This is a genomic window from Lacticaseibacillus baoqingensis (genome assembly GCF_003946165.1).
Classification (GTDB): Bacteria; Bacillota; Bacilli; order Lactobacillales; family Lactobacillaceae; genus Lacticaseibacillus; species Lacticaseibacillus baoqingensis.
This window is the reverse complement of sequence record NZ_RHOI01000014.1, coordinates 34,663-57,264: the sequence shown is the minus strand read 5'-3', so window position 1 is coordinate 57,264 and position 22,602 is coordinate 34,663. Positions and strand designations below refer to the sequence as shown.

Annotated in this window: 16 protein-coding genes and 1 pseudogene; 5 read left to right on the top strand and 12 right to left on the bottom strand. The window is 52.9% G+C overall.

From position 1 onward, the window contains the following. Positions 1-445: 445 nt before the first annotated feature. The 8 genes from icd to argC form a co-directional block, all read right to left on the bottom strand. Complete coding sequence (gene icd, locus EKM91_RS07475) at positions 446-1,705, bottom strand: NADP-dependent isocitrate dehydrogenase (RefSeq protein WP_125752117.1); 1,260 nt, start codon at positions 1,703-1,705, stop codon at positions 446-448. After that, positions 1,702-2,823 carry a citrate/2-methylcitrate synthase gene (locus EKM91_RS07470; protein ID WP_125752114.1) on the bottom strand — a complete coding sequence of 374 codons (1,122 nt, stop codon included), beginning with the start codon at positions 2,821-2,823 and terminating at the stop codon, positions 1,702-1,704. Before EKM91_RS07470 ends, icd begins: the two co-directional genes overlap by 4 nt. Positions 2,824-2,843: 20 nt before the next feature. Continuing rightward, complete coding sequence (gene acnA / locus EKM91_RS07465) at positions 2,844-5,447, bottom strand: aconitate hydratase AcnA (protein WP_125752111.1); 2,604 nt, start codon at positions 5,445-5,447, stop codon at positions 2,844-2,846. 256 nt (positions 5,448-5,703) lie between these two features. Further along, positions 5,704-6,723, bottom strand: coding sequence for an ornithine carbamoyltransferase (gene argF / locus EKM91_RS07460; protein WP_125752108.1), 1,020 nt, complete (start codon positions 6,721-6,723; stop codon positions 5,704-5,706). After that, positions 6,720-7,862, bottom strand: a complete 1,143-nt coding sequence (locus EKM91_RS07455; protein ID WP_125752105.1) for an acetylornithine transaminase — start codon at positions 7,860-7,862, stop codon at positions 6,720-6,722. Before EKM91_RS07455 ends, argF begins: the two co-directional genes overlap by 4 nt. A 42-nt stretch (positions 7,863-7,904) precedes the next feature. Continuing rightward, the gene (gene argB / locus EKM91_RS07450; protein ID WP_125752102.1) at positions 7,905-8,648 is read right to left on the bottom strand and encodes an acetylglutamate kinase; all 744 of its coding nucleotides are present in this window, start codon (positions 8,646-8,648) and stop codon (positions 7,905-7,907) included. Between the two features lie 49 nt (positions 8,649-8,697). After that, positions 8,698-9,882 (bottom strand): bifunctional glutamate N-acetyltransferase/amino-acid acetyltransferase ArgJ, encoded by a 1,185-nt coding sequence (gene argJ, locus EKM91_RS07445; protein WP_125752100.1) that lies wholly within the window; start codon positions 9,880-9,882, stop codon positions 8,698-8,700. A 24-nt stretch (positions 9,883-9,906) separates the two neighbouring features. Then, positions 9,907-10,938, bottom strand: coding sequence for an N-acetyl-gamma-glutamyl-phosphate reductase (gene argC / locus EKM91_RS07440; RefSeq protein WP_125752097.1), 1,032 nt, complete (start codon positions 10,936-10,938; stop codon positions 9,907-9,909). A 229-nt stretch (positions 10,939-11,167) separates the two neighbouring features. Here argC and EKM91_RS07435 point away from each other — a divergent pair, with 229 nt between their 5' ends. Both EKM91_RS07435 and carB read left to right on the top strand, forming a co-directional pair. Beyond that, positions 11,168-12,244 carry a carbamoyl phosphate synthase small subunit gene (locus EKM91_RS07435; RefSeq protein WP_125752093.1) on the top strand — a complete coding sequence of 359 codons (1,077 nt, stop codon included), beginning with the start codon at positions 11,168-11,170 and terminating at the stop codon, positions 12,242-12,244. After that, positions 12,237-15,266 carry a carbamoyl-phosphate synthase large subunit gene (carB, locus tag EKM91_RS07430; protein WP_125752090.1) on the top strand — a complete coding sequence of 1,010 codons (3,030 nt, stop codon included), beginning with the start codon at positions 12,237-12,239 and terminating at the stop codon, positions 15,264-15,266. The genes EKM91_RS07435 and carB overlap by 8 nt, the downstream gene beginning before the upstream one ends. Positions 15,267-15,332: 66 nt before the next feature. Here carB and EKM91_RS07425 read toward each other — a convergent pair. Together EKM91_RS07425 and EKM91_RS07420 are read right to left on the bottom strand one after the other, a co-directional pair. After that, a pseudogene (locus EKM91_RS07425) lies at positions 15,333-16,688 on the bottom strand (FAD-dependent oxidoreductase). 14 nt (positions 16,689-16,702) lie between these two features. Then, complete coding sequence (locus EKM91_RS07420; RefSeq protein ID WP_125752086.1) at positions 16,703-17,386, bottom strand: EAL domain-containing protein; 684 nt, start codon at positions 17,384-17,386, stop codon at positions 16,703-16,705. A 277-nt stretch (positions 17,387-17,663) separates the two neighbouring features. Between EKM91_RS07420 and EKM91_RS07415 the strand changes: the two genes are divergently transcribed. From EKM91_RS07415 to EKM91_RS07405, 3 genes are all read left to right on the top strand, one after another. Continuing rightward, complete coding sequence (locus EKM91_RS07415; RefSeq protein WP_125752083.1) at positions 17,664-18,356, top strand: GTP pyrophosphokinase; 693 nt, start codon at positions 17,664-17,666, stop codon at positions 18,354-18,356. Positions 18,357-19,394: 1,038 nt separating this feature from the next. Further along, positions 19,395-20,228 carry a hypothetical protein gene (locus EKM91_RS07410; protein WP_125752080.1) on the top strand — a complete coding sequence of 278 codons (834 nt, stop codon included), beginning with the start codon at positions 19,395-19,397 and terminating at the stop codon, positions 20,226-20,228. A gap of 11 nt (positions 20,229-20,239) precedes the next feature. After that, positions 20,240-20,974 (top strand): hypothetical protein, encoded by a 735-nt coding sequence (locus tag EKM91_RS07405; protein ID WP_125752078.1) that lies wholly within the window; start codon positions 20,240-20,242, stop codon positions 20,972-20,974. 85 nt (positions 20,975-21,059) lie between these two features. On the opposite strand, the gene EKM91_RS07400 is transcribed toward EKM91_RS07405, so the two are convergent. Together EKM91_RS07400 and EKM91_RS07395 are read right to left on the bottom strand one after the other, a co-directional pair. Beyond that, positions 21,060-21,689: a carbonic anhydrase family protein gene (locus tag EKM91_RS07400; RefSeq protein ID WP_125752075.1), complete on the bottom strand. Its 630-nt coding sequence runs from the start codon at positions 21,687-21,689 to the stop codon at positions 21,060-21,062. An 11-nt stretch (positions 21,690-21,700) separates the two neighbouring features. Then, positions 21,701-22,579, bottom strand: a complete 879-nt coding sequence (locus EKM91_RS07395) for a metal ABC transporter solute-binding protein, Zn/Mn family (RefSeq protein WP_125752072.1) — start codon at positions 22,577-22,579, stop codon at positions 21,701-21,703. Positions 22,580-22,602: the final 23 nt, after the last annotated feature.

Genomic DNA, 22,602 nt, shown 5'->3' with positions numbered 1-22,602 from the left:
AGATTAAAGCGGATCGCGCGGATCCCCAACTGATCCAGCCGCATGATCTCAGCATCACTCACCGTTGGCGGCAATTGTTTGAAAAATAACGAAACCGCAAAGATTACTAAAAACAGCGCGTGGGAAAGGTTGCCAATAACTGATCGATCGACATATTCACCACAAAACATCCAATCAGATACGCGAATGCCAATGCCACCTCTAACTTTTGTATGCAAAAAGGTGGCGGCTAAGCCATCCTGTCGACCATTACAGTCACCAAGTCGTCTTAACCGTCACCCGTCATGCGTGTCTAATTCCACACGGCGGGCGTCTAGGCACTTGCGCCACCATGCGGCCGACGCCACACCGCGTCAAGCTGTCTTAGACACCCGCCTAATGCGTGATCACTCACGCTTTGTTAATACTGCTAAAAATACACGTTGCTGATCGTTTGCCTCGCTTATTAAAGATTTTTGGCGACATACTCACCGAATCCATGCGTTCCTAACACGGTTGCCTTTGCATCTGTAGCAAAATCTACCGTGACATGATGGCTCTTGATTGCATTGCCAATTCCAGAGCGGATCAAATCGGCAGCTTCAGGCCAGCCAACATAGTCAAATAACATGGCGCCGCTTAAGATCAAGCTGGTGGGATTCATCTTATCTTGTCCCGCAAATTGAGGCGCGGTCCCATGAGTTGCTTCGAAAATTGCGCGTCCATTATCATAATTGATGTTCGCCCCAGGGGCAATCCCAATACCACCCACTTGAGCGGCTAAAGCATCAGAAATATAATCCCCATTCAGATTCATAGTTGCCACGACTTCGAAATTTTCGGCATGCAAGAGCGCTTGCTGGAAAAAGTTATCACAAATGATATCATCTACAATGACTTTATGTGCATGCTTTGCAGCGGTTAAGGCTTGATCAGCGGCAGCCTTGCCTTCCTCTTTTTGGATGCGATTATATTCAGCCATCGTAAAGGTCTGATCGGCAAAGCTTTCTTGCGCTTCTTGATAGCCCCAGCGTTTAAAGCCGCCTTCAGTTTGCTTCATAATATTGCCCTTATGCACTAAGGTGACATGATGACGACCATGTTGCAATGCATGAGCGATTGCCGCGTGGACGAGTCGCCGACTGCCTTCAGAAGAAACTGGCTTGATGGAAAATGCTGAAGAATTCGGGAAGCGCACTTTAGAAAGTTGGTTTTGACTCGCTAAGAGCGCTAACCACGCATTCGCTTCTTGCGTCCCAGCAGCGGCTTCGATCCCAGCATAGATATCCTCAGTATTCTCCCGAAAGACATCGATATTCACATACTCAGGATGCACGACGGGTGCCGGGGTACCTGCGAAATATTGTACCGGGCGATAGCACGCATAAAGATCTAACATTTGCCGCAAGGTCACATTGATCGAGCGGTGTCCTTCACCAACTGGCGTGGTAAACGGCCCTTTGATCGCGACTAAATGACTTTTTAGTGTTGCTACCGTTTCTTCCGGCAACCACTTGCCGGTATCGGCAAATGCCGCTTCGCCAGCTTGCAGCGGCAGCCAATCGACTTGGCGCTTGCCGGCATAGGCTTTTTTGACTGCGGCATCAAACACCAAGCGGGCGGCGGCCCAGATCTCTGGGCCGATACCATCACCTTGGATATAAGGGATCTGCGGAATATCTGGCGTTAAGAGTTTTCCTGCTTGCATCGTGATCGGTTGACTCATATGATTTTCCTTCTTTCTGTTGCGAGTTTTGTTGACGCCGCCGGCACATGCCGCCCGGTTGGACCAACGTAGCGTGACGCCGGGCGGATCAAGCACCCGTTAGCACGCTGTTCCATGATATGCGCCAGCCAGCCGGCAGTGCGGCAAGCCGCAAACATCACGGTAAAGGTTGATTCATCTAACCCGAGGCAGTGATAGATCACCGCGGTGTAGTAATCGACATTGGGATGCAAGCCCAGCTTTTTCAACATATAGGCCGCCAGCTGCTCTTGGATCTCAAAATACACTTGGTTATTGGTTTCTGCTGCGATCTCTTTGGCGATGCCGCGTAAGATCTTGGCGCGCGGGTCCCCATTTTTGTACACGCGGTGGCCAAAGCCCATGATCTTTTTGTGCGCGGCCAATTGCGCATCCACATAGCGCTGAGGCGCCACGCCAGTATGCCGGATCGCTTGTAACATGTTAAACACTTGTTCATTGGCGCCGCCGTGCAGCGGCCCTTTTAACGCACACACCGCCGCTGTCAAGCAAGAATAAAAATCGGCTTGCGTCGACGCCACGACCCGGCTGGTAAAGGTCGACGCATTGAATTCATGATCGGCATGTAAGATCATTACCGTGTTGAACGCCTGCAGCTGTTTGGCTGACGGGCGCCGGCCCATGAACAGATACATGAAGTTTTCGACGACGCCCCATTGCGGGTTGACACGAAGCTGCGGCTGACTGTCGCGCAAGCGTATGATCGCGGCGATCGCCGCCAACATCTTGCCTAAGATCTGCCGCGGCTCATCCAGCTTACCGCCATTATTCGTAGTGCCCAATAGCGACACCGTCGTCCGCAAAATACTCATTGGATGCTGAGGTTCCAACGCCACATATTCCATCAAGCGGATCGTTTCTGCCGGTAACGTCATAGATGCCACCAGGTCATGTTCGAGTTGCTTGAGCTGTGATGCAGTGGGTAATTCTTGATGCCACAATAAGTACACGACTGCCGGATACGGCAAGTCTTTCAATTCTTCGACCGGGTAGCCCGCGAATGTGAGTTTGGCGTCTTTGGTCGAGCTGATCTTGGTTTCTTCGACGACAACGCCGGCTAATCCTTTTGGTACATCCATTTGCAAGCCTCCCTTGCCATTTAGACCTTTGCGGCCACCAGCTTGGGCATGATGCCGCCGGCTTGATAGTAGTCGACATCAGCTGGGGTATCAAACCGCAAGATGGTATCAAACTCAATGGTTTGATCACCTTGTGTCGCCGTGACATGCGCGGTTTGGTGCTGGCAATCCAAAGTGATCGCAAACGTTTCTTGACCCGTCAACCCTAGGCTGTCAGCCGTGTCGCCTGGTTGGTATTGCAGCGGGATCACGCCCATCATCACTAAGTTGGCCCGGTGGATCCGTTCAAACGACTCGGCGATGATCGCTTTGACGCCTAACATTTTCACCCCTTTGGCGGCCCAATCCCGCGATGAGCCCATGCCATAATCTTTGCCGGCCAAGACGACCAGCGGGGTGCCGGTTTGCGCATAAGTTTGCGCGGCATCAAAAATCGTGGTGCCCGTCCCGTCTGGCAACGTGGTGTAGCCGCCAGTCGTGCCTGGGGCCAGTTGGTTTTGCAAGCGGATGTTAGCGAGGGTGCCGCGCATCATCACTTCATGATGACCGCGCCGCGAACCGTAAGAATTAAAGTCCAGCGGCTTGATCCCATGCGCTTGCAAGTATTTGCCTGCCGGGGTATCGCGGCCAATGAAGCCAGCCGGGCTGATGTGGTCGGTGGTGACGGAATCGCCTAATTTGGCTAAAACGCGCAACCCGCTTAAGCTGGTCGGCTGGCCTTGTGCTGCTTGGACAAAAGGCGGCGCCGCAATGTAAGTGGAGTCTTTATCCCAAGCATACGTGTCCCCAGTTGGGGCAACCAGTTCATCCCACTTGGCGTTTTGGGCGTAAAGGGCTTGGTAGTTGGTGGCAAATTGTTCTGGGAACAGATAAGCCGCCGTCAATTGTTCCAGCTGCGCATCGCTTGGCCATAGATCCTTAAGATAAACCGGCTGGCCGGCTTTGCTGATGCCCACTGGCTGAGTGGTCAAGTCGATATCCATGGTCCCGGCTAAGGCATAGATCACGACTAATGGCGGAGAGGCCAAGTAAGTGTCAACGATCTTGGGGTTCACTCGGCCAGAGAAGTTCCGGTTAGCAGATTCCACCCCGGCCAGCGGATAAGGCGTTGCTTCCACGCTTGCTTGTAATTCCGGCTTGAGCTGTCCAGAGTTGCCGATACACGTCATGCACCCGTACCCGGTCAGGTTAAACCCTAATTGATCCAAGCAGTCTTGTAAGCCGGCTGCTTGTAAGTAATCAGATACCACCCGCGATCCCGGCGAAAAGCTGGTCTTCACATAAGCTGGTACCTTCAAGCCTAAAGCCAAGGCGTTTTTGGCGATCAAACCGGCGGCAAACAATACTTCTGGATTCGAGGTGTTGGTGCAGCTGGTGATCGCCGCCAACCCTAAGGCTCCAGGGTGCAAGTCGAAGTGCTGGCCGGCCATGTCGACGGCTAACGGCTGCATGTCCCGCCGTGATGCGAATTGATCTGGCATGCTTGGCAGTGCCACCAAGTCTTGCGGCCGACTCGGCCCAGCCACGCTGGGAACCACCGTGCCTAAGTCCAACTCAAGGTTTTCACTGTAATGCCGCAAGTCATCTTCGACTGGCTGATACGCCAGATGGTTGGCTTGGCTATAGGCTTGAACCAGCGCGATTTGTTCTTCTGAACGGGCCGTTAAGCGCAAGTAATCGATGGTTTGACTGTCGATCGGGAAATACCCGCAAGTTGCGCCATATTCTGGGGCCATGTTGGCCACCGTCGCCCGTGCCGCCAAAGACAGATCAGACAAGCCCACCCCGTAAAATTCGACAAACTTGCCGACCACGCCATGTTCACGCAAGCGATGCGTCAGCGTTAACGCCAGATCCGTCGCGGTGACGCCAGGATTCAACCGGCCGCTGAGATGCACCCCGACGACCAAAGGGGTGGGCATCAACGTCGCCACGCCGAGCATATTGGCTTCGGCTTCGATACCGCCAACGCCCCAGCCTAACACCCCTAAGCCATTGATCATGGTGGTGTGTGAATCGGTGCCGACTAAGGTATCTGGGAAGGCTTCACCGTCTTTGGTCATCACCACTGAAGCTAAGCGTTCCAAGTTAACTTGATGGCAGATCCCAGTGTCAGGCGGCACGACGGACAGATTCGTGAAACTATTTTGCGCCCACTTCAAAAAAGTGTAGCGCTCTTGATTGCGTTCAAATTCCCGCTTCACGTTAAACGCAAAGGCCTCATCGGTGCCGGCTTTGTCAACTTGGACACTGTGGTCGATCACCAAATCAACAGGCACTTCTGGATTGATCGCCGCCCCATCACCGCCGGCAGCGACGACAGCATCGCGCATCGCGGCTAAATCGACCACGGCAGGAACGCCAGTCAAGTCTTGCAACAAGACGCGGGCAGGCTGATACGCCACGTCTTGATCATGCGCGTGATCCCAATCTAACAAGGCCGCCAGTTCGCCTGGCTGATCTTGGCCATGATTGGCGCGGCGCAAGGCCGCTTCCAGCAAGATGCGGATCGTGTAAGGAAGGGTGACGACTTGCGCCTGGTGATCCGCCATGAAAGCATCGATATCCGCATATTTGTACTCTTTGTCGCCACTTTGGAACGTGTTTACATAGGTTTTTGTCATTCGCAATCCCATCCTTTTCCAGTCGCCAACGCGGTTTTAATGTAATGCTTAGAATCTAATATGCATTTAATGTTATAACGTATTTCTGACAAAGCAAGCACTTGCGTTAGGTAACATGACATCAAGATTAATTAATTTATGCTGAGGCCCCACCTTTTAGGGCCATTCACAAGCACGAACGATCGGCTTTTCCCTCTGGCTAAAATAAGGTGCACAAAAAGCGCCAACCGTTAGCGGTCGCCGCTTTAGCTCAAGATTATGCAAACAAACTGTCTGGGATGAACAAATCGCCTAATGTCGCGGCCATGATCGCCTTGATCGCATGCATCCGATTCTCTGCTTCGGTAAATACCACTGAATTGGGCGAGGTGAACACGTCATCGGTGATCTCCAATGCGTCCATGCTGAATTGCTCGCCTAATTGCTGCCCAACAGTGGTTTGATGATCATGATATGCCGGCAAACAATGCATGATGATCGTGTCAGCTTTACCCGTTGCCGCCACCAGTTCAGCATTGATTTGATATGGCTTGAGCTTTTGGATCCGCTCTGCCGGATCCACGTCTTCGCCCATTGAGATCCACACATCGGTGTATACCGCATCCGCGTTTTTAGCCGCGAACTTGGCGTCTTGGGTCAACACCAGCTCAGACCCGTTTTGATCCGCATATTGTTGGGCAATGTCGATCACCGCTTGAGCAGGCCATAATGACTTTGGCGCTCCTAGATGGAAGTTGACGCCGAGCATCGCCGCGGTGACGATCAAAGAATTGCCCATGTTGGAGCGGCCATCGCCAAAATAAGCCAAGGTCAACCCCTTTAAGTGGCCGAACTGCTCTTTTAAGGTCAAGAAATCCGCGATCATTTGCGTGGGATGCCATTCATCAGTCAAGCCGTTCCAAACCGGTACCCCGGAATATTTAGCCAGCGTTTCAACGGTCTCTTGGGCAAACCCGCGATATTCGATCCCATCAAACATCCGCCCCAACACTTGCGCGGTGTCGGCGGTGCTTTCTTTTTTGCCAAATTGAATATCATTTTTACCTAAGAATTCTGGGTGGGCGCCAAGATCGATCGCCGCGACGGTAAACGCTGAGCGCGTCCGCGTTGAGGTTTTTTCAAACAGCAAGGCGATGTTTTTACCTTGTAAATAAGGATGCGGGATATGCTGTTGTTTCAACCCTTTCAAATGACCGGCAAAATCGATCAAATACTCGAGTTCTTGAGGCGTAAAGTCGATTTCTTTGAGGAACGAATGATTTTGAAAATGATTCATACTGCTGCCTCCTTCAACACTGTGGCAATTTGCGCCAGCCCGGCCAATAGATCTGCTTGGGACATGATCAAAGGCGGTAATAAGCGCAGCGTGTTGTGTTTGGCCGACAGCGTCAAGATCCCCAGCGCTTGCAGCTTGGCGATCACCGCATCCACGGGCACACTTTCGTCCAAATGGATCCCGATCATCAACCCCATCCCGCTAATGCCATTAACCGCCTTTAACGGGGCAATGGTGTCGCTCAGCGTGGTCCACACCGCATCCGCTTTTTGTTGCACAGTGGCTAAAAACGCCGGCGTCAGCTTAGTTAACACTTGCTCTGCTGCTGATAAAGCCAATTTATTGCCGCCAAAAGTCGTGCCATGGCTGCCTGGGGTAAAGGCTGGACCCAGCGCTTTTTTGCCGATCATCGCGCCGATCGGCAGCCCATTAGCCAAGGCTTTGGCCATGGTGACGATATCCGGATCCAACCCAAACGCCTCATAAGCAAACTTATAGCCAGTGCGGCCGATCCCGCTTTGCACTTCATCGATGATCAATAAGGTGTTGGTGGCATGGCATTTGGCTTGGACACTTTGCAGCCACGCCTGGTCGCCGACATAAACCCCGCCTTCGCCTTGGATCACTTCCAAGATCACGGCCGCCAGATCCGCATCGATTTGGTCAAGCGCTTGCGGATCATTATAATCGGCAAACACCACATCCGGCACCAATGGCGCAAACCCGGCTTGGATCGCCGGATTGCCAGTCAAAGACATCGCCCCGTAAGTGCGGCCGTGAAACCCATTGTTAAACGCCAACACCCGCGTTTTGCCGGTGGCTTTGCGCGCGAGTTTAAAAGCCGCTTCATTGGCTTCAGTCCCTGAGTTGCAGAAAAACGCGAGCTTATCTGGACCCGCCAGCAACCCGCCAACAGTTTCTTGCAGCTGGCTTTCATACAAGTTGGACGTATGCCAAACTTGGCTGAGTTGCGCTTCGACGGCGCCGGTGATTTCCGGATCATTGTAGCCAAAGCTGCAAACCCCGATCCCAGCGGTCATATCTAAGTAGGTCTTGCCGTGATTATCAACCAAATGCCAATCATGGCCAGAGACCAAATCAAATGGGTACCGTGCATATGTGTTAAAAAGATTGCTCATTGTTTTCCTCCTGTGTGCCAAACCAAACGCATGCTTCGGCGTTCAGCCGGCGATCGCCGCTTCCACGATCGTGCCGGCATGCTCCAGCGCATCGGTGATCACGACTTCGTGCACCACTTGCGCGGTATGGGCAGCGGCTTCGATCTTCGGCTGCATCCCTTTGGTGATCACGTTCGTCGCGATCAGCTGGGCCGCTTTTTGCGGGGATAATTTAGGGACCACCGCGCCATTGGCCAACACCCCTGGCACATCGGTCAATAAGACCAGCTTGGTCGCGTGCATCGCCGTAGCGACTGCTGCTGCGGCCATGTCCGCATTCACATTGAGCAAGGTCCCGTCTTCAGTTTGCGCCAGTGGGGCCAACACCCCGATGTGATCGGTCAAAAAACGCTTCAATGCAACGGCATTGACGCCTTTGACAGCGCCCACTTGCCCATAGATCGCCTGATCGAGGTAATCGCCGACCAGCAAATGCTCATCTGTCGTGTTCAACCCTAATGCTGGCAAGCCATGTTGGCTCAAAGACAAACATAATTGCGGCTGGACCACGCCGATCAATACGGCTTGCGTCACTTGCAAGGTGGCGGCATCGGTGACGCGAATGCCGGCTTTTTTGACTGGCTTCAAGCCGAATTTTTCACTCCATGCGTTGATCTGCGGACCGCCGCCATGGATCAAGAGGACTTGTTTGCCGGCATCATGCCAGGCATGTAATTGGGCGAAAAACGCTGGCGATAATTGAGTCGCGGCATTGCCGCCGAGTTTGACGATGATGAGTTCTTGCATAATGTCCTCCTGTTGCTCCAAATTATTTAGTTGCCACTGCACAAATTGACTAGCTGCGATATGAGGCGTTGATCTTGACGTAATTATATGTCAAGTCACACCCCCACGCTTGGCCATCAGCGTCGCCAGCATTCAAGTCAACCACGATCGTCAGCTTATGGCTGGTCATCGCTTGTTTGACCGTGGCTTCATCAAACGGCACTGCCAATGAATCTTTGACTAAGGTGAAACCGTTGATGCTGATGGCGACGTGTTCAACATCGATCTTGACGCTGGTTTGCCCCAAGGCGGCAATGATCCGTCCCCAGTTGGGATCGTCGCCAAAAAGAGCGGCTTTGACGAGGTTGGAGCCAACGATCGCTTTGGCGGCGTGTTGAGCTTGTGCATGGGTGGCAGCATGGTGGATGTTGACTTCGACTAATTTCGTCGCCCCTTCACCATCAGCAGCAATGCCTTGCGCCAATTTAGCCAACACCCCGCTTAATGCGGCAGCAAACGCCGCATAGTCGGGATGATCAGCCGTCAATAAGTGATTGTCTGCCAAGCCGTTGGCCATCACGGTGACCATATCATTCGTCGAGGTATCGCCATCCACGGTGATCTGGTTGAAGGTTTCATCCACGCTGGCAGATAGCAAGCCTTGCAGCTGCAGCCCGGAAATATTGGCATCGGTGAACACAAAACCTAACATCGTCGCCATTTTTGGATGGATCATCCCAGAGCCTTTGGCAAAACCGGTGATGGTCACTTGTTTGCCATCGATCAGCAACTGGGTGCTGGCGATCTTGGCATGGGTGTCTGTCGTCATCACCGCGGTAGTGACGCCGACATCTTGTTTGAGCTGCAGCGCCGCGATGCCTGCATGGATCTTTTGCATCGGTAATTGCGACCCGATCAACCCGGTAGAAGCGACACCGACCAATTCAGGGTCGATCTCTAATTTTTCCGCGACTTGGGCTTGTTCAGCCAAAGCATTATCCCAGCCCACTTGGCCGGTACAGGAGTTGGCAATGACGCTGTTCATCACGATCGCTTGCAGGCGGTGATGCGTGGAGATCAATTGTCGGCACAATTTCGTCGGCGCGGCGACGAATTGGCTGGTGGTGTAAGTGCCAGCAGCGGCGGCTGGGACTTTGGAAACCAGCCAGCCCATGTCGTTTTTATCGCGCAATCCTGCTTGTACCCCATCAGTATAAAACCCGGTCGGCCATACGAAAGTGTCATTGATCGTCATAAGCAACTCCTCCTGAAAAATTTGTTATGGCAGCGCCACGGTTGTGGGCAAGCCAGCTGATTCGTCAAATCCGAACATCTGATTGAAATTTTGGATCGCTTGCCCGCCGGCCCCTTTGATCATGTTGTCGATCACACTGACCACCATGACGGTGTTGGTCACTGGGTTATATACGGCGCCAATATCGGTGAAATTACTGCCGACAACTTGTTTCAAGGTAGGCAATTGTTCGCCAGTGAACCGCACGAAAAAATCATCTTGATACGTTTGGGCATAAGCCTCAGCAATCGCTGCCCCATCAACGCCAGGCGCGACTTTGGCGTAGATCGTCGCCATTAAGCCGGTAGTGATCGGCAATAAGGTGGTGCTGAATTGCAAGGCCGGGATCGCCGGATCCCATTGATGAATGGCTTGCATGATTTCGGGAATGTGCTTGTGGGTGTTGATCCCATATAATTGCAAGTTTTCGTTGGTTTGGGTGAAATGCGTCATGGTCGTCAGCTTCTTGCCGGCGCCGCTAGTGCCAGACTTGGCATCCACGATCAGCGAATCTTTGACGATCAAGTGTTGTTGGATCAGCGGCGCGACGCCTAACAGCGTGGCTGTCGCGTAACAGCCGGGATTGGCGACATACGTTTGGCCTTTGGCATTGGCAAAATCCGCTAAGCCGAAATGCGCCGTGGCCAATGCGGCTTGAGGCGCTGGGGTCTTGTGATACCACTTGGTGTATTGCGCAGGATCTTTTAGGCGATAATCCCCGGATAAATCGATCACTGGAAAGTGTGCCGCGATGAATGGCGCCGCTAAGGTATTGGTGACGCCAGCGGACGTGGCGAAGAACAACACGTCGTTAGCGGCTTGGATCGCAGCAGGATCATAAGGATGCAATGGTGTCATTTCTGTCGGTCCAAATTGCGGGACTGCTTCATATAATGGTACGGCGTGATCAAGATCATGCCCGTATAGATTGATCTGGTCGACTGCGGGATGACTTTTGAGCAGTTGATATAAGACCATCCCCGCATAACCAGTGACGCCGACTAACGCGACTTTCATAAACATGGCTCCCTTATGCAAATTATTGAATGACAGTAGCTTAACCCCGTCAGCCAAAAAATACAAGCCTTTTGCAGTTTTTATTCACGATTTATTCAAAATAAAGCGCATAATCGCCGCTTTATCCTATAAATATTGAATATTCAGTTGACAGTCAGCCGAGATTGCGGTTAACTATGTACAACGAATTATGAATATGAACTGTATAAAAATCACGAGGTGGCGCAACATGAAAAAATATCTCTATTTACAAGACGGGACGCATTTTGAAGGGATCGCCTTTGGGGCCGACACTGAAATCGCCGGCGAAGTCGTCTTCAACACCAGTATGGTCGGCTACCAAGAAGCGCTGACCGACCCGAGTTACGCCAACCAACTGCTGACGTTCACCTATCCTTTAATAGGAACTTACGGGATCGACTTAGCCCAAAACCAAAGCACCGGCGTCTTAGCCCAAGCCGCGATGGTGCATACTTTAGAAAACGAACCCGGGCCTGACGGTTTGACGCTGGATGCGTTCTTGAAACAATATCACGTGCCTGGGATCCACAGCGTTGACACCCGCGCGTTGACCAAACACATTCGCCAAAGCCACACGATGCAAGCCGTCTTATTGAATGCCCCGCTGACCAGCGACTTTGACACCACTTACCAACAGCTGTTTGCCCAATGCAAAAAGCATCCCCAACTGGGCCACAGCACTTATCCGGCCAAGCCGCACGCCGGCACGACGCCGCATGTGGTGATGATCGATTTTGGCACAAAAAAGGCGATCATTGATTCATTGACCGATTTCGGCTGTGAGGTGACAGTCGTCCCTTACACGGCTGATTTAGCGATGATCAAAAACCTGCATCCAGATGGGATCTTATTATCCAATGGCCCTGGCGACCCTGCCGACTACGACGTGCTGCCATTGATCCAAGCCCTTGAGCACCTGTATCCTACCGCTGGGATCTGCTTAGGCCACCAGATCCTGGCTTTAGCCAACGGCGCCAAGACGCAGCCCATGGCATATGGCCATCGCGGCATCAACCATCCGGTGCATGCCGCCGACAGCTTGCATGCGATCATCACCAGCCAAAACCATGGCTACATGGTCGATCCGGCAAGCTTGACCAACACCGATCTGGTCGTCACCGCACTGGAAGGCGATGATGGCACCATCGAAGGGCTTGCCCACAAGTGGCTGCCCATGTTTTCAGTCCAATATCACCCCGAAGCCAACCCTGGCCCGCATGACGCGCTTGGGTTCTTCACACAATTTAAGCAACTGATGGAAAAGAAGGTCGCTGCCCATGCCTAAGAACCAAAACATTCATACAATCGCCGTGATCGGCAGTGGTCCGATCATCGTTGGCCAAGCTGCCGAATTCGATTATTCCGGCTCACAAGCCTGCTTGTCCTTACGCGAAGAAGGCTATCGTGTGGTGTTGATCAACTCCAACCCGGCCACAATCATGACCGATGACGATATTGCCGACAAGATCTACTTGGAGCCGCTCACCTTAGATTCAGTCAGCGCCATTTTGGAAAAAGAACGTCCCGATGCGCTGTTGCCGACTTTAGGCGGGCAAACCGGCCTCAATCTGGCGGTGGCTTTAGATGATGCCGGCGTCTTAGCCCGGCTGCACATTCAATTGCTGGGCACTGGCTTAGCCACGATCCATCAAGCCGAAGACCGGCAAGAATTCAAGCAGCTGATGGAAACCTTGCACCAGCCTGTGCCAGAAAGCCTCACCGTCCATGACCTGCCAGCAGCGTTGCAATTTGCCCAACGCTGCGGCTATCCGGTGATCGTGCGGCCGGCTTTCACCTTAGGCGGTACCGGCGGCGGGATCGCGCATAACGAAGCCGAACTCAAGAAGATCGGCCAGCGCGGCTTGGAGCTTTCCCCCAACACCGAATGCTTGATCGAAAAAAGCATCGCCGGTTACAAAGAAATCGAATTTGAAGTCATGCGTGATGCCGCGGGCACGACCATTTCCGTTTGCTGCATGGAAAACCTCGATCCAGTGGGGATCCACACCGGCGATTCCATCGTGGTCGCCCCCAACCAGACCCTAGACGATCCGACCTTTCAGCGGCTGCGCGCGGCTTCTTTGCAGATCGTATCCGCATTGAACATCCAAGGCGGCTGCAACGTCCAATTGGCCCAAGATCCAGCTTCCGACCAGTATTACATCATCGAAGTCAATCCGCGAGTCTCGCGTTCCAGTGCGTTAGCCAGCAAAGCCACCGGCTATCCGATCGCCAAGATCGCCGCCAAGATCGCCGTGGGCTTGACCTTGCAAGAGATCCAAAACCCAGTCACGAAAACCACTTTTGCCGCTTTTGAGCCGACCTTGGATTATGTGGTCGCCAAGCTCCCGCGGTTCCCATTTGATAAATTTGTCACTGCAGATCGCCACTTAGGCACCCAAATGAAAGCCACCGGCGAAGTGATGGGCATTGGGACCACGCTGGAAGAAGCCTTGTTAAAAGCGGTGCAGTCGTTAGAACTCGACGCGCAAATGCAAACCACCTTGCTGCCGAAAACCACACCCAGCCATGCTGAGTTAGTCGCGGCATTGGAACACCCTACTGATCTGCGGCTGTTTTATTTATTTGAGGCACTGCATCAAGGCTGGTCACTCGAAGAGATCCAAGCGCATACCCAGATCACCTTATTTTTCCTGCACAAGCTGCAGCACATCTGGGCGACTTTAGTCGGGTTGCAAACCGGCACACTGACGGCTGCCAAAGCCGTCGCCGCCAATCAGCTGGGCTTTACTGCGAAGATGATCGCCCAAGCGGCTGACACCACCGCAGAAGTCGTGGCAGCGCTGCTGCCGGCTCCGGTGTATAAAATGGTCGATACTTGCGCCGGTGAATTTGCCTCGCAGACCCCGTATTTTTATGCCACCGCTTTTCCTGGAGAAAACGAAAGCCAACCGCTTGGCAACAGCATCCTTGTCATTGGCTCTGGGCCGATCCGCATCGGCCAAGGCGTCGAGTTTGATTACACCACCGTCCATTGTGTCCAAGCGATCCAAACTGCCGGCTACCATGCGATCATCGTTAACAATAATCCCGAAACCGTGTCAACGGATTTTTCGATCTCAGATAAACTCTACTTCGAGCCTTTGACCACCGAATCGGTGATGCAGATCATCGACTTGGAACAACCGCTTGGCGTGATCGTGCAATTCGGCGGCCAAACCGCCATCAACTTGACCAAAAGCTTAGTCGCTAACGGCGTCAAGATCTTAGGCACCAGCCTGGCGGGGATCAATCAGACTGAAGACCGGCATGAATTTGAAGCTTTGTTGGCGCAGCTGCACATCAATCAGCCTAAAGGCGACACGGCCATGAATCTTCAAGAAGCGCGCCAGATCGCCCCAGTTGTCGGTTATCCGGTCATGGTCCGGCCGAGTTTTGTCCTCGGCGGGCGGGCCATGGCGATCGTGCATAATGAAGCTGAACTGGCCGAATATGTCCAAAAAGCCATCGCCGCCGCCCCGCATCAGCCGATCTTGATCGACCATGATGTGCAAGGGATGGAGTGTGAAGTCGATATTTTATCCGACGGCCAAGACGTCTTCATCCCTGGGATCATGGAACATCTTGAAGGCGCTGGGGTGCATTCCGGCGACTCGATCGCGATCTTCCCGCCGCAGCATTTGACGGCGGCGCAACAAGACCAGATCATTGCCACGGCCACGGCGATCGGCAAAGCGGTCCATTGTGTCGGGATGATGAACGTCCAATTTATCGTCGCCGATCAGCTTTATGTGATCGACGTCAACCCGCGCGCCAGCCGTACGGTCCCATTCATGAGCAAAGTCACTGGCTATCACCTGGCAAAACTGGCGACCAACTTGATTTTAGGTAAGACCTTAGCGGACCTGCAATTGCCGATCGGGTGTGCCAAAGCCCCTGCCGGCGTGGCGATCAAAGCCCCAGTCTTTTCCTTCACCAAGCTGCCTGGCATGGCCACCGGCTTAGCGCCAGAAATGAAGTCCACCGGCGAAACCATCGGCTTAGCAGCCACCTACCCGCAAGCCATGCAAAAAGCCTTATTTGACAGCTACCATTGCACCTTGCCGCAAGCCGGCGACATCTTGGTATGCAGTGCGGAACCGGCAGCGCCATTAAAAGCGCAACTGACCCAAGCAGGCATCACGATCCAAGTTTTTGCCGGCACACCGCCGACTGCAAAACCCTGGGCGGTCTTGAACCTCGATGCCCACCAAAACACCGCCAGTCCCTTGAACTATTATGCTCTGAGCCACCAAGTCCCGCTTTTTACCAGCACCGCTACGATCAGCGGCCTGTTAGCGGTATAAGCTGACGCAAAAAAAGATCCGCGAGCGAGTCTATACGACTTGCTCGCGGATCTTTTGCGTGGCGGTTCAATCAGTGCTATCAGCTTGGGCGACGGCTTGTTGCGCCACCAAGTTCAAATAGTTGAAGGGTTGGTCATAATGCGGGTTGAATAACATATCGACAAAGGCTAAGTCATCGATCGTATTGCGGTTTTGGATCGCGATCGACACTGCATTGGCAGATTGGGTGATCTCGTGGGTACTCAACAATTGTGCCCCCAGCACCCGCCGATTTTCCGGGTTGTAAACCAAGTTGATCATGACCTCATCATGGCCGGTCATAAAAGCGGGACGGTAAGGGCCGAGATAAGTGACCGAAGCGGCAGGGATGCCAACTTGCTGGGCATGGTGCATCGTCAACCCGGTCGTGGCCAAATTATCGTCGAATAACCGCATCGCCGTCGTCGCCTGGGTCCCTAAATCGCGCTGGATATGGCCAAAAACGTTGCGCCCCACAAGATACCCTTGCCGCACAGCGTTAGTCGCTAAGGGAATATAAGCTTGCTTGCCGGTGGGGTTAAAGTGCACAGTACAAGCATCGCCTGCGGCAAAAATATTGTCGTCACTGGTTTGCATCCATTCATTCGTCAAAATGGCCCCGCTGCGATCCATCGCCACTTGCCCGCGCAATAAGGCGGTGTTGGCTAAAAAGCCGGTGCATACGACCACCACATCGGCTTGATACTGCGCTTCAGCCGTTTCGATCGTGACTGCCGATGACCCTTCAGTCCCATAAAATGCCTCGACGCGCGCATTCAATTGCACATGCACCCCATGATCGACCAGCCGTTTTTCCACATGTTGCGACATCGCTGGGTCGATATAATGGTTCAACAGCTGCCCACCGCCTTGCAACAACGTCACTTGGTGGGTCTGGTTTTGGGCAAATGCTTCGGCCAACTCCACCCCGATATAGCCTGCCCCCACAATGGCGATACGCTCATCGCCTTTCGTTGCCGCGCGCAAGGCTTCGGCTTGGCGCGCATCTTTACACATCAAGATCCGCGTATCGTCGATGCCAAACAATGGCGGCACTTACACATATGAGCCGGTCGTCATGATCAATTTGTCATAATGATCTTCAAACACGTCATTGGTGGTGAGATCTTGCACCTGCAAGCGCTGGGTTTTAGCATCGATCGCCAAGACGTCATGGCGGGTCTTGACGCTCACCCCTTGCGCCGCCAAATGCTCTGGGGTTTCGTAAAACATGTCGGCCAGCTGCTTGACTTCACCAGAAAGATACAACGCGATCCCGCAAGATAAAAACGACACGTTATCATCACGTTCATAGATCACGACGTCAGCTTCCGGGTGAAACTGTTTGATCGCATTCACTGCGGCGACGCCGGCATGGGTACACCCCACAATCACAATTTTCATCTAGTTCCTCCTGCTTATTGGATCGGGTCATCAGCTTTAAGCTTGAGCAAATGCGGTTTTCCGTAGAAATAGCCTTGGCGCAAATCGATTTGCATCCCATCAGCGACAGCATCGTCATGCGTATCTTCAATACCTTCCAGAATAAAGCGCAGGTTATGGCGCTGCGCGACGTCGCGCCAATAGATCACGCGTTCATGCAAGCGCGGATCTTCTAATCCCGCAGCAAAATTTTGCAAGGCAAATTTCAGCTCGCTGGCATACGGCAATAATGTGTGCACGTGACTGACATCATTGTCGCCGCTATCCACATCATCCAAACTCAGCTCCATCCCGCGCGCCAAATAACGCTGGATCTGCGGTTCTAATTGCGCCAGCGTGATATTGCGATCACATTGTTCTTCAGTTAACTCGATCACTAATTTCACCGGACGCAAAAAATTTTGCGCCTTGATCAACGCCGTGTTGACTGCCGGATCAAGCAATTGCGTGCGATTCAGATTGACCGACACCGAAGGAATCTTCAACGCGAGCTTTTCTGTTGTGGCTACCAAAACATCTGCCAGTGTTTGCGCAGGGATATCGCTAAACTTTTCCGGGGGCCGCCAACCTGAGTCGGTGTGGCCTTTCATCAAGAGTTCGTAACCGATCAAACTATTGGTGACGGTGTTTAGTTGGGGTTGAATAAAATACCGATACATCGCCGATTTCCTCGTTTTTTGTCAATAATACTCATAATGATTATGCGCTAAATACCGGATGATGCCAAATCACGCTTATTTAGAAGCATTATCAAGATCGTATTCGCGAAAATATTTTTTGTTAACGCGTTCAACTATCTTCCTCATCACTAGACCAATTTCGGTAAACAAACGGTTATAGGAAAATTATCTTATTAATCACGACGGAAATTTTTTTCCGAACACGCCTGGCTTTGCATTACAATAGGAGCATCAGCCAGTCTATAGGAGGGCCCCCATGATCTTAGAACGAACCAATTTACCGAATTTGACCCAGATCCAAACCGACTTTGGCCAATTTGCACCGCCGGAGTTGCGCACAGATCTCAGTAAATTTATCAGCTACTATCAGCTATGCCAATCTGCCGTCAATGAAGTCGGCACTAAGCTGGAAAATCTCGACAGCGATTATCAGATCCATAACGCCCATAACCCGATCCACCACATGGAAGCACGCCTTAAAGACGTGCGCAGTTTACTCCACAAACTCGAAAAAAAAGGGCTGCCGCTGCAATTTAGCAGCGTGCAGCAAAACATCTATGATATCGGTGGGATCCGGGTGATCACCAACTACCAAGATGATGTTTATACGGTTGCTGACAACTTGCTCGCCCAAAGCGACATCACCTTGCTGCGGCAAAAAGATTACATCAAAGCGCCGAAACCGTCTGGCTACCGGAGCTTGCATCTAGTCGTCAGCGTCCCGGTCTTTCAAGCCAGCGGGGTCAAAGACGCGCCGGTGGAGATCCAGATCCGCACGGTAGGCATGGATATGTGGGCCAGCCTCGAACATAAGCTGCGCTACAAAACCAACGTTCCAGCCGACCGCGTCGCCCGCTACGCGCAACAACTCCAAGGCTATGCCGACGACTTGGACAAGATCGAAAGCAATATGCAGGCGATCTTTCATGATCTTGAAGATGAATCGTAAAGCAAAAACCGCCTCGACCAAATGCGTCTGTGCAGACGCAAGTGATCGAGGCGGTTTTTGGTGGCGTAGGCGAGCTGCGTGGCGCGACGCGCTAAGGCTTGGGGCACTGCGCTCTGTGGTTTTAGTCGAGCTGCACAATGCAACGGGGCTATTGGTAAGGGGTCTCGGTCACGCCGCGTGCCGCGACGCCCCCAAGCCCCCTTACCAACGCCCCTAAATGCACATTGCTGCGCTCTGTGGTTTTAGTCGAGCTGCGTGGCGCGACGCGCTAGGGCTTGGGACACTGCCGTCTATCTGGCTTTGCCAGATCGCCGCCAGTACGCCCAAGCCTACGCACTAAAACCGCGCCACTCCGCTCTGTGGTTTTAGTCGAGCTGCGCAATGCAACGGGGTCGCGGTTAAGTCATCTCGTCCGTGGCGGCGCGTTGCGCCACCGCGTCCAAGCTGCCTTAACCACACCCCTAAATACGCATTGCTGCGCTCTGTTTATTTTTTGACACGCCAAAGACACGAGCGGTTGCCTGCTCGTGTCCCTGGTGGCTTGCTGGTGGCTGCTTGGCAGTTGCCTGCCGTACAAGGCCGCCAACTCGCGGTTTTTAGTGGTGCGTCATGCCTTGGTGCATCCCGTTTTTGGCCCCCCAAAAGCGGGTGGTGCTGTACAGTTGCCTGTACATTGGAGCGTCCGCCAATCATTTTGTTGCATCCACGCCCGTAGTACGCAGATGCTTCATCGCTAAAGCCACCTAACACGGTGGGGCCATGTCAGGGCTGTGCGCCGCTTTTGATTGCTGGGGTGACGCCGAAGCGACCAGATCTCCCCAGGGAGCAGTGAGGGTCACATCTCATGCGGCCGCATGGGATCCTACTACTTACACGATACCGTGACGTTAAGATACGCCCTGAAGAAAGCGCTGTCAATACTTTTTTGAATTAATTTTTTCGCAATATAATCTCTAAATAATTAGCGCACATCTTCTTAGGTAAAATCGACCAAGCCTCCTATAATGGACTTACATTAAAGCAAAAGGAGGGTTGCAAATGGGGACGCGCTTCAATCAGTTAATGATCGATGCAATCGTTGTCGACGCTTACAGTCAAGAGATCCGCCGAGCCAATGGCCAGCATCAAAGACTGCGCTTGTTGGAGCTTGGGGCTTATCGCTACCGCACCAAAAAAGCCGTCGTCTTAACTGGCATCCCCCCATTGACGTTATTGATGGCTTGGGAGCCCTTAGCCGTCAAGTGGGATGGCGAACCACCGGTGATCGGCACCCATCTCGTCATTACCGGCCGTATCGAATTAATCCGCTTAATCAAGGACCCTAAAGACCGCATCGGCGCACAACACATTCAAGACAAGACCACTGAAGACATCGTGCGCCGCGTCGACGCTTGGCTAACCTATCATCACAGTGATCACTGGCCAGCCACCCAAAAGCAGATCAAGCAGCAGTTGACGCGTTATGCCAAGCATCAATTAACCTTATACGCGTTTTTGGTCAGCACCCAAAAGGCGATCGCGGCTTACCCGAATAAATTGCGGCGCGATTATGCCCATCTCGTGAACCAACTCCAAAAACGCCAGCGCCACGCAAACCAGCAGCTTGATCGCGTCATCCCCCAAGCAGTGCTGGTACATCACCTGTCACGTTTTGCCGCAGCGTCTTATTATCCTCATGAGGTTAAAGAAGATTGGCTGTTGCAACGCAGCGATCCGCAACGCTACCAAGAGCCCGCTTATCAACGCCAGCGGTTCCAATATATCCTAGACCATAAACACTTTCGCGCAGTTCATCACCTGCCGCTCATGACCCCGGAAACTGCCGCCGAACTCCCTTGGAAACAATCGATGCAACACCGTTTTAGCCAATAAGGAGGGCCCGCATGGATAACCAAACGCAAATGATCCTCATCACCGGCGTCATCGATGACGCCCAGCCTTTGACGATCTTAGAAACGGACGAAACGACCTCGCATGATTATTTTTTGCACCTTAGCCAAGTCATCTTTGAAGCACTAGAAGGTGTTGAGTTGAAGATCCCGCCGAGTACCGCATGGGTCTATTTTGACATCCAATTCGGCGGCCCCGGCGGTTTGCACTTAGGAGATCAAGTCAGAATCACGTTTAATGTCTTGAAGCACGAGCTGATCACGACGCCTGAAAATGCCAAGCTGCTGTTCAAGCAATTGCCTGCATTGACGCATCAAATGGCGGCCAACGCGCGGACTTGGGGCAAACAATACGCGGGCAATAATGCCGCTATTTTCAACGCGATCACCGATGAATTTGCTGCGCACAAAAGCACTTTTGAAGACTGGCAAACGGCCCAACAAAAACTTTTTGCCGGCGCTGAGCGTGCCAGCAAGGCATTGGCCAAGCTCCAAGCCCAAAACCAGCGGCTCTACCAAAAACGGCTCACCTTGCTGGAAAAACTCACCGAAGCCAGTATCACCTTAGATGTCGCGACTACGTGGCAGCTTTTGACCCCAGGCCCTTTCCCGCATCCCCCAGTGCCGCCAACTGATGGCGTCATCCACCTCACCTTGACCAGAGAACTGATCGAGCAGACGTTCCACGAATTTCGCCTGGAAACCGCCGAATACAAACGCCTGCAATAAGGTCGACAAAACCAAGCGCCTTTGGCCGGCGATTCAAATCGCGGACCAAAGGCGCTTGCTTTAGGATCGAGTGACCCAGCTGGGGTCAATAATTGAATTGTTCAACGACTCGGTCAGCCAATGGTTGGCTAATGCGACTATTGGCGGCATAATGCGCTTTGAACCACGCGATTTGCTCGGCGCTGACCGTCGCAGTGGGCGCATCGATCACATACCACTCGACGCCTTCGGTCAACGGCGGGGTAGTCAAAGAACCGAGGTAATGAAAAACATGCCCATGTTGCGGGATCAAGCTGCTCAAGTCGATGGCCATCGGATGCGCTTGTTGGTCAAACCCGGCGATCACCTGGGTCAAAGCCGGCGCCGCAGCTCCTGGTACTAACCGCACCGCGACCACGCACAATTGCCCCAGCGCGGTTTGATGCACCAAATGCACTTCTAATACCGCTTGCGGGTTGCCCGTATGTTCAACTGGCACATGAAAATGCACTTGCACGCAATCATAGGCTCGCGCCCCGATCGTTAAGCGCCCCTGGCCAAGCAGCTTGATGGTCGTGTCATCATCAAGTTCGGTTTGCATTTGATAAGGTGCCGTCACTGCCAGTGCCACCGCTGGCACTGAGCGCGCCTGCGCCGACTGCAAAGCGATCGGTGATTGTTGCCGGCCAAAGCCATTAGGCCAATGGGCTTGATCATGATAGTTCAGTTTTGTCATGCGGATCCCCCTTACTCGCCTGCTTGGATCTTCGCCAAGGCACGATATTGTTTCAACATCCAACTGGTATACGTTAAACCTTTAGGTAAGGTTTCGGTCACCTTTAAGATCGGGACGTGATTTTGCTTGGCTGTGGCCACCGCATTCGTCACGATCTTGCTGTCAACTTGCGTATTTAACACGAAAAAGGCGAGCTGACCGGTCTTCATTTGCGTATTCAACGCCCGAATATCCGTTGGACTCGGGTCGGTGCCTTCTTCGACTGCCGCGGCAAAATGTTCATTGGCCACGTGATAGCCCAAATAAGTCAGCGCATTATTAAACACCGGCTCAGAGACCGCTACTGCAGTACGAGTGCGATCGGCTTTCAGTTGCTCGATCTGCCGCTGCAGCGGCTGCAGGTGCTGAATGTACTGTTTGGCATTGGCGGTAAACGCCGCGCGATGTTTGGGATCGATTTGGCCTAGCCGTTTTGCCAAGGCTAAGGCCAATTTAGGCATGGCCGTTGGTTGATACCAAATGTGTTCATTTTCACCATCATGGATCCCGACGACTTTGGCGGCTGATACCACCGCCACATGCGGTTCAGCCCGCGTTAATTTCGTCATCCAAGAATCATAACCGGCACCATTGGTCAGCACCAAGTCGCTTTTAGCTACCATTTTACCGGTGGCCACGGTCGGTTCATAATCATGCGGGTCAACTGCCGGGTCATTGATCACACTGGCGACATGGCCATATTTACCGACCACCGCGTTGGCCACTTCGGCATAAAAATCAACACTCGTCACCACATTCAACTGGCCATCGCTTTGTGCCGGGCGCTGGCCGCAGCCGCTCAAGCTCAACAACACGAACAGCCACACGCCCCACCATAATCGTTTTCGCACAAGTCCGCCTCCTTAAACACCCC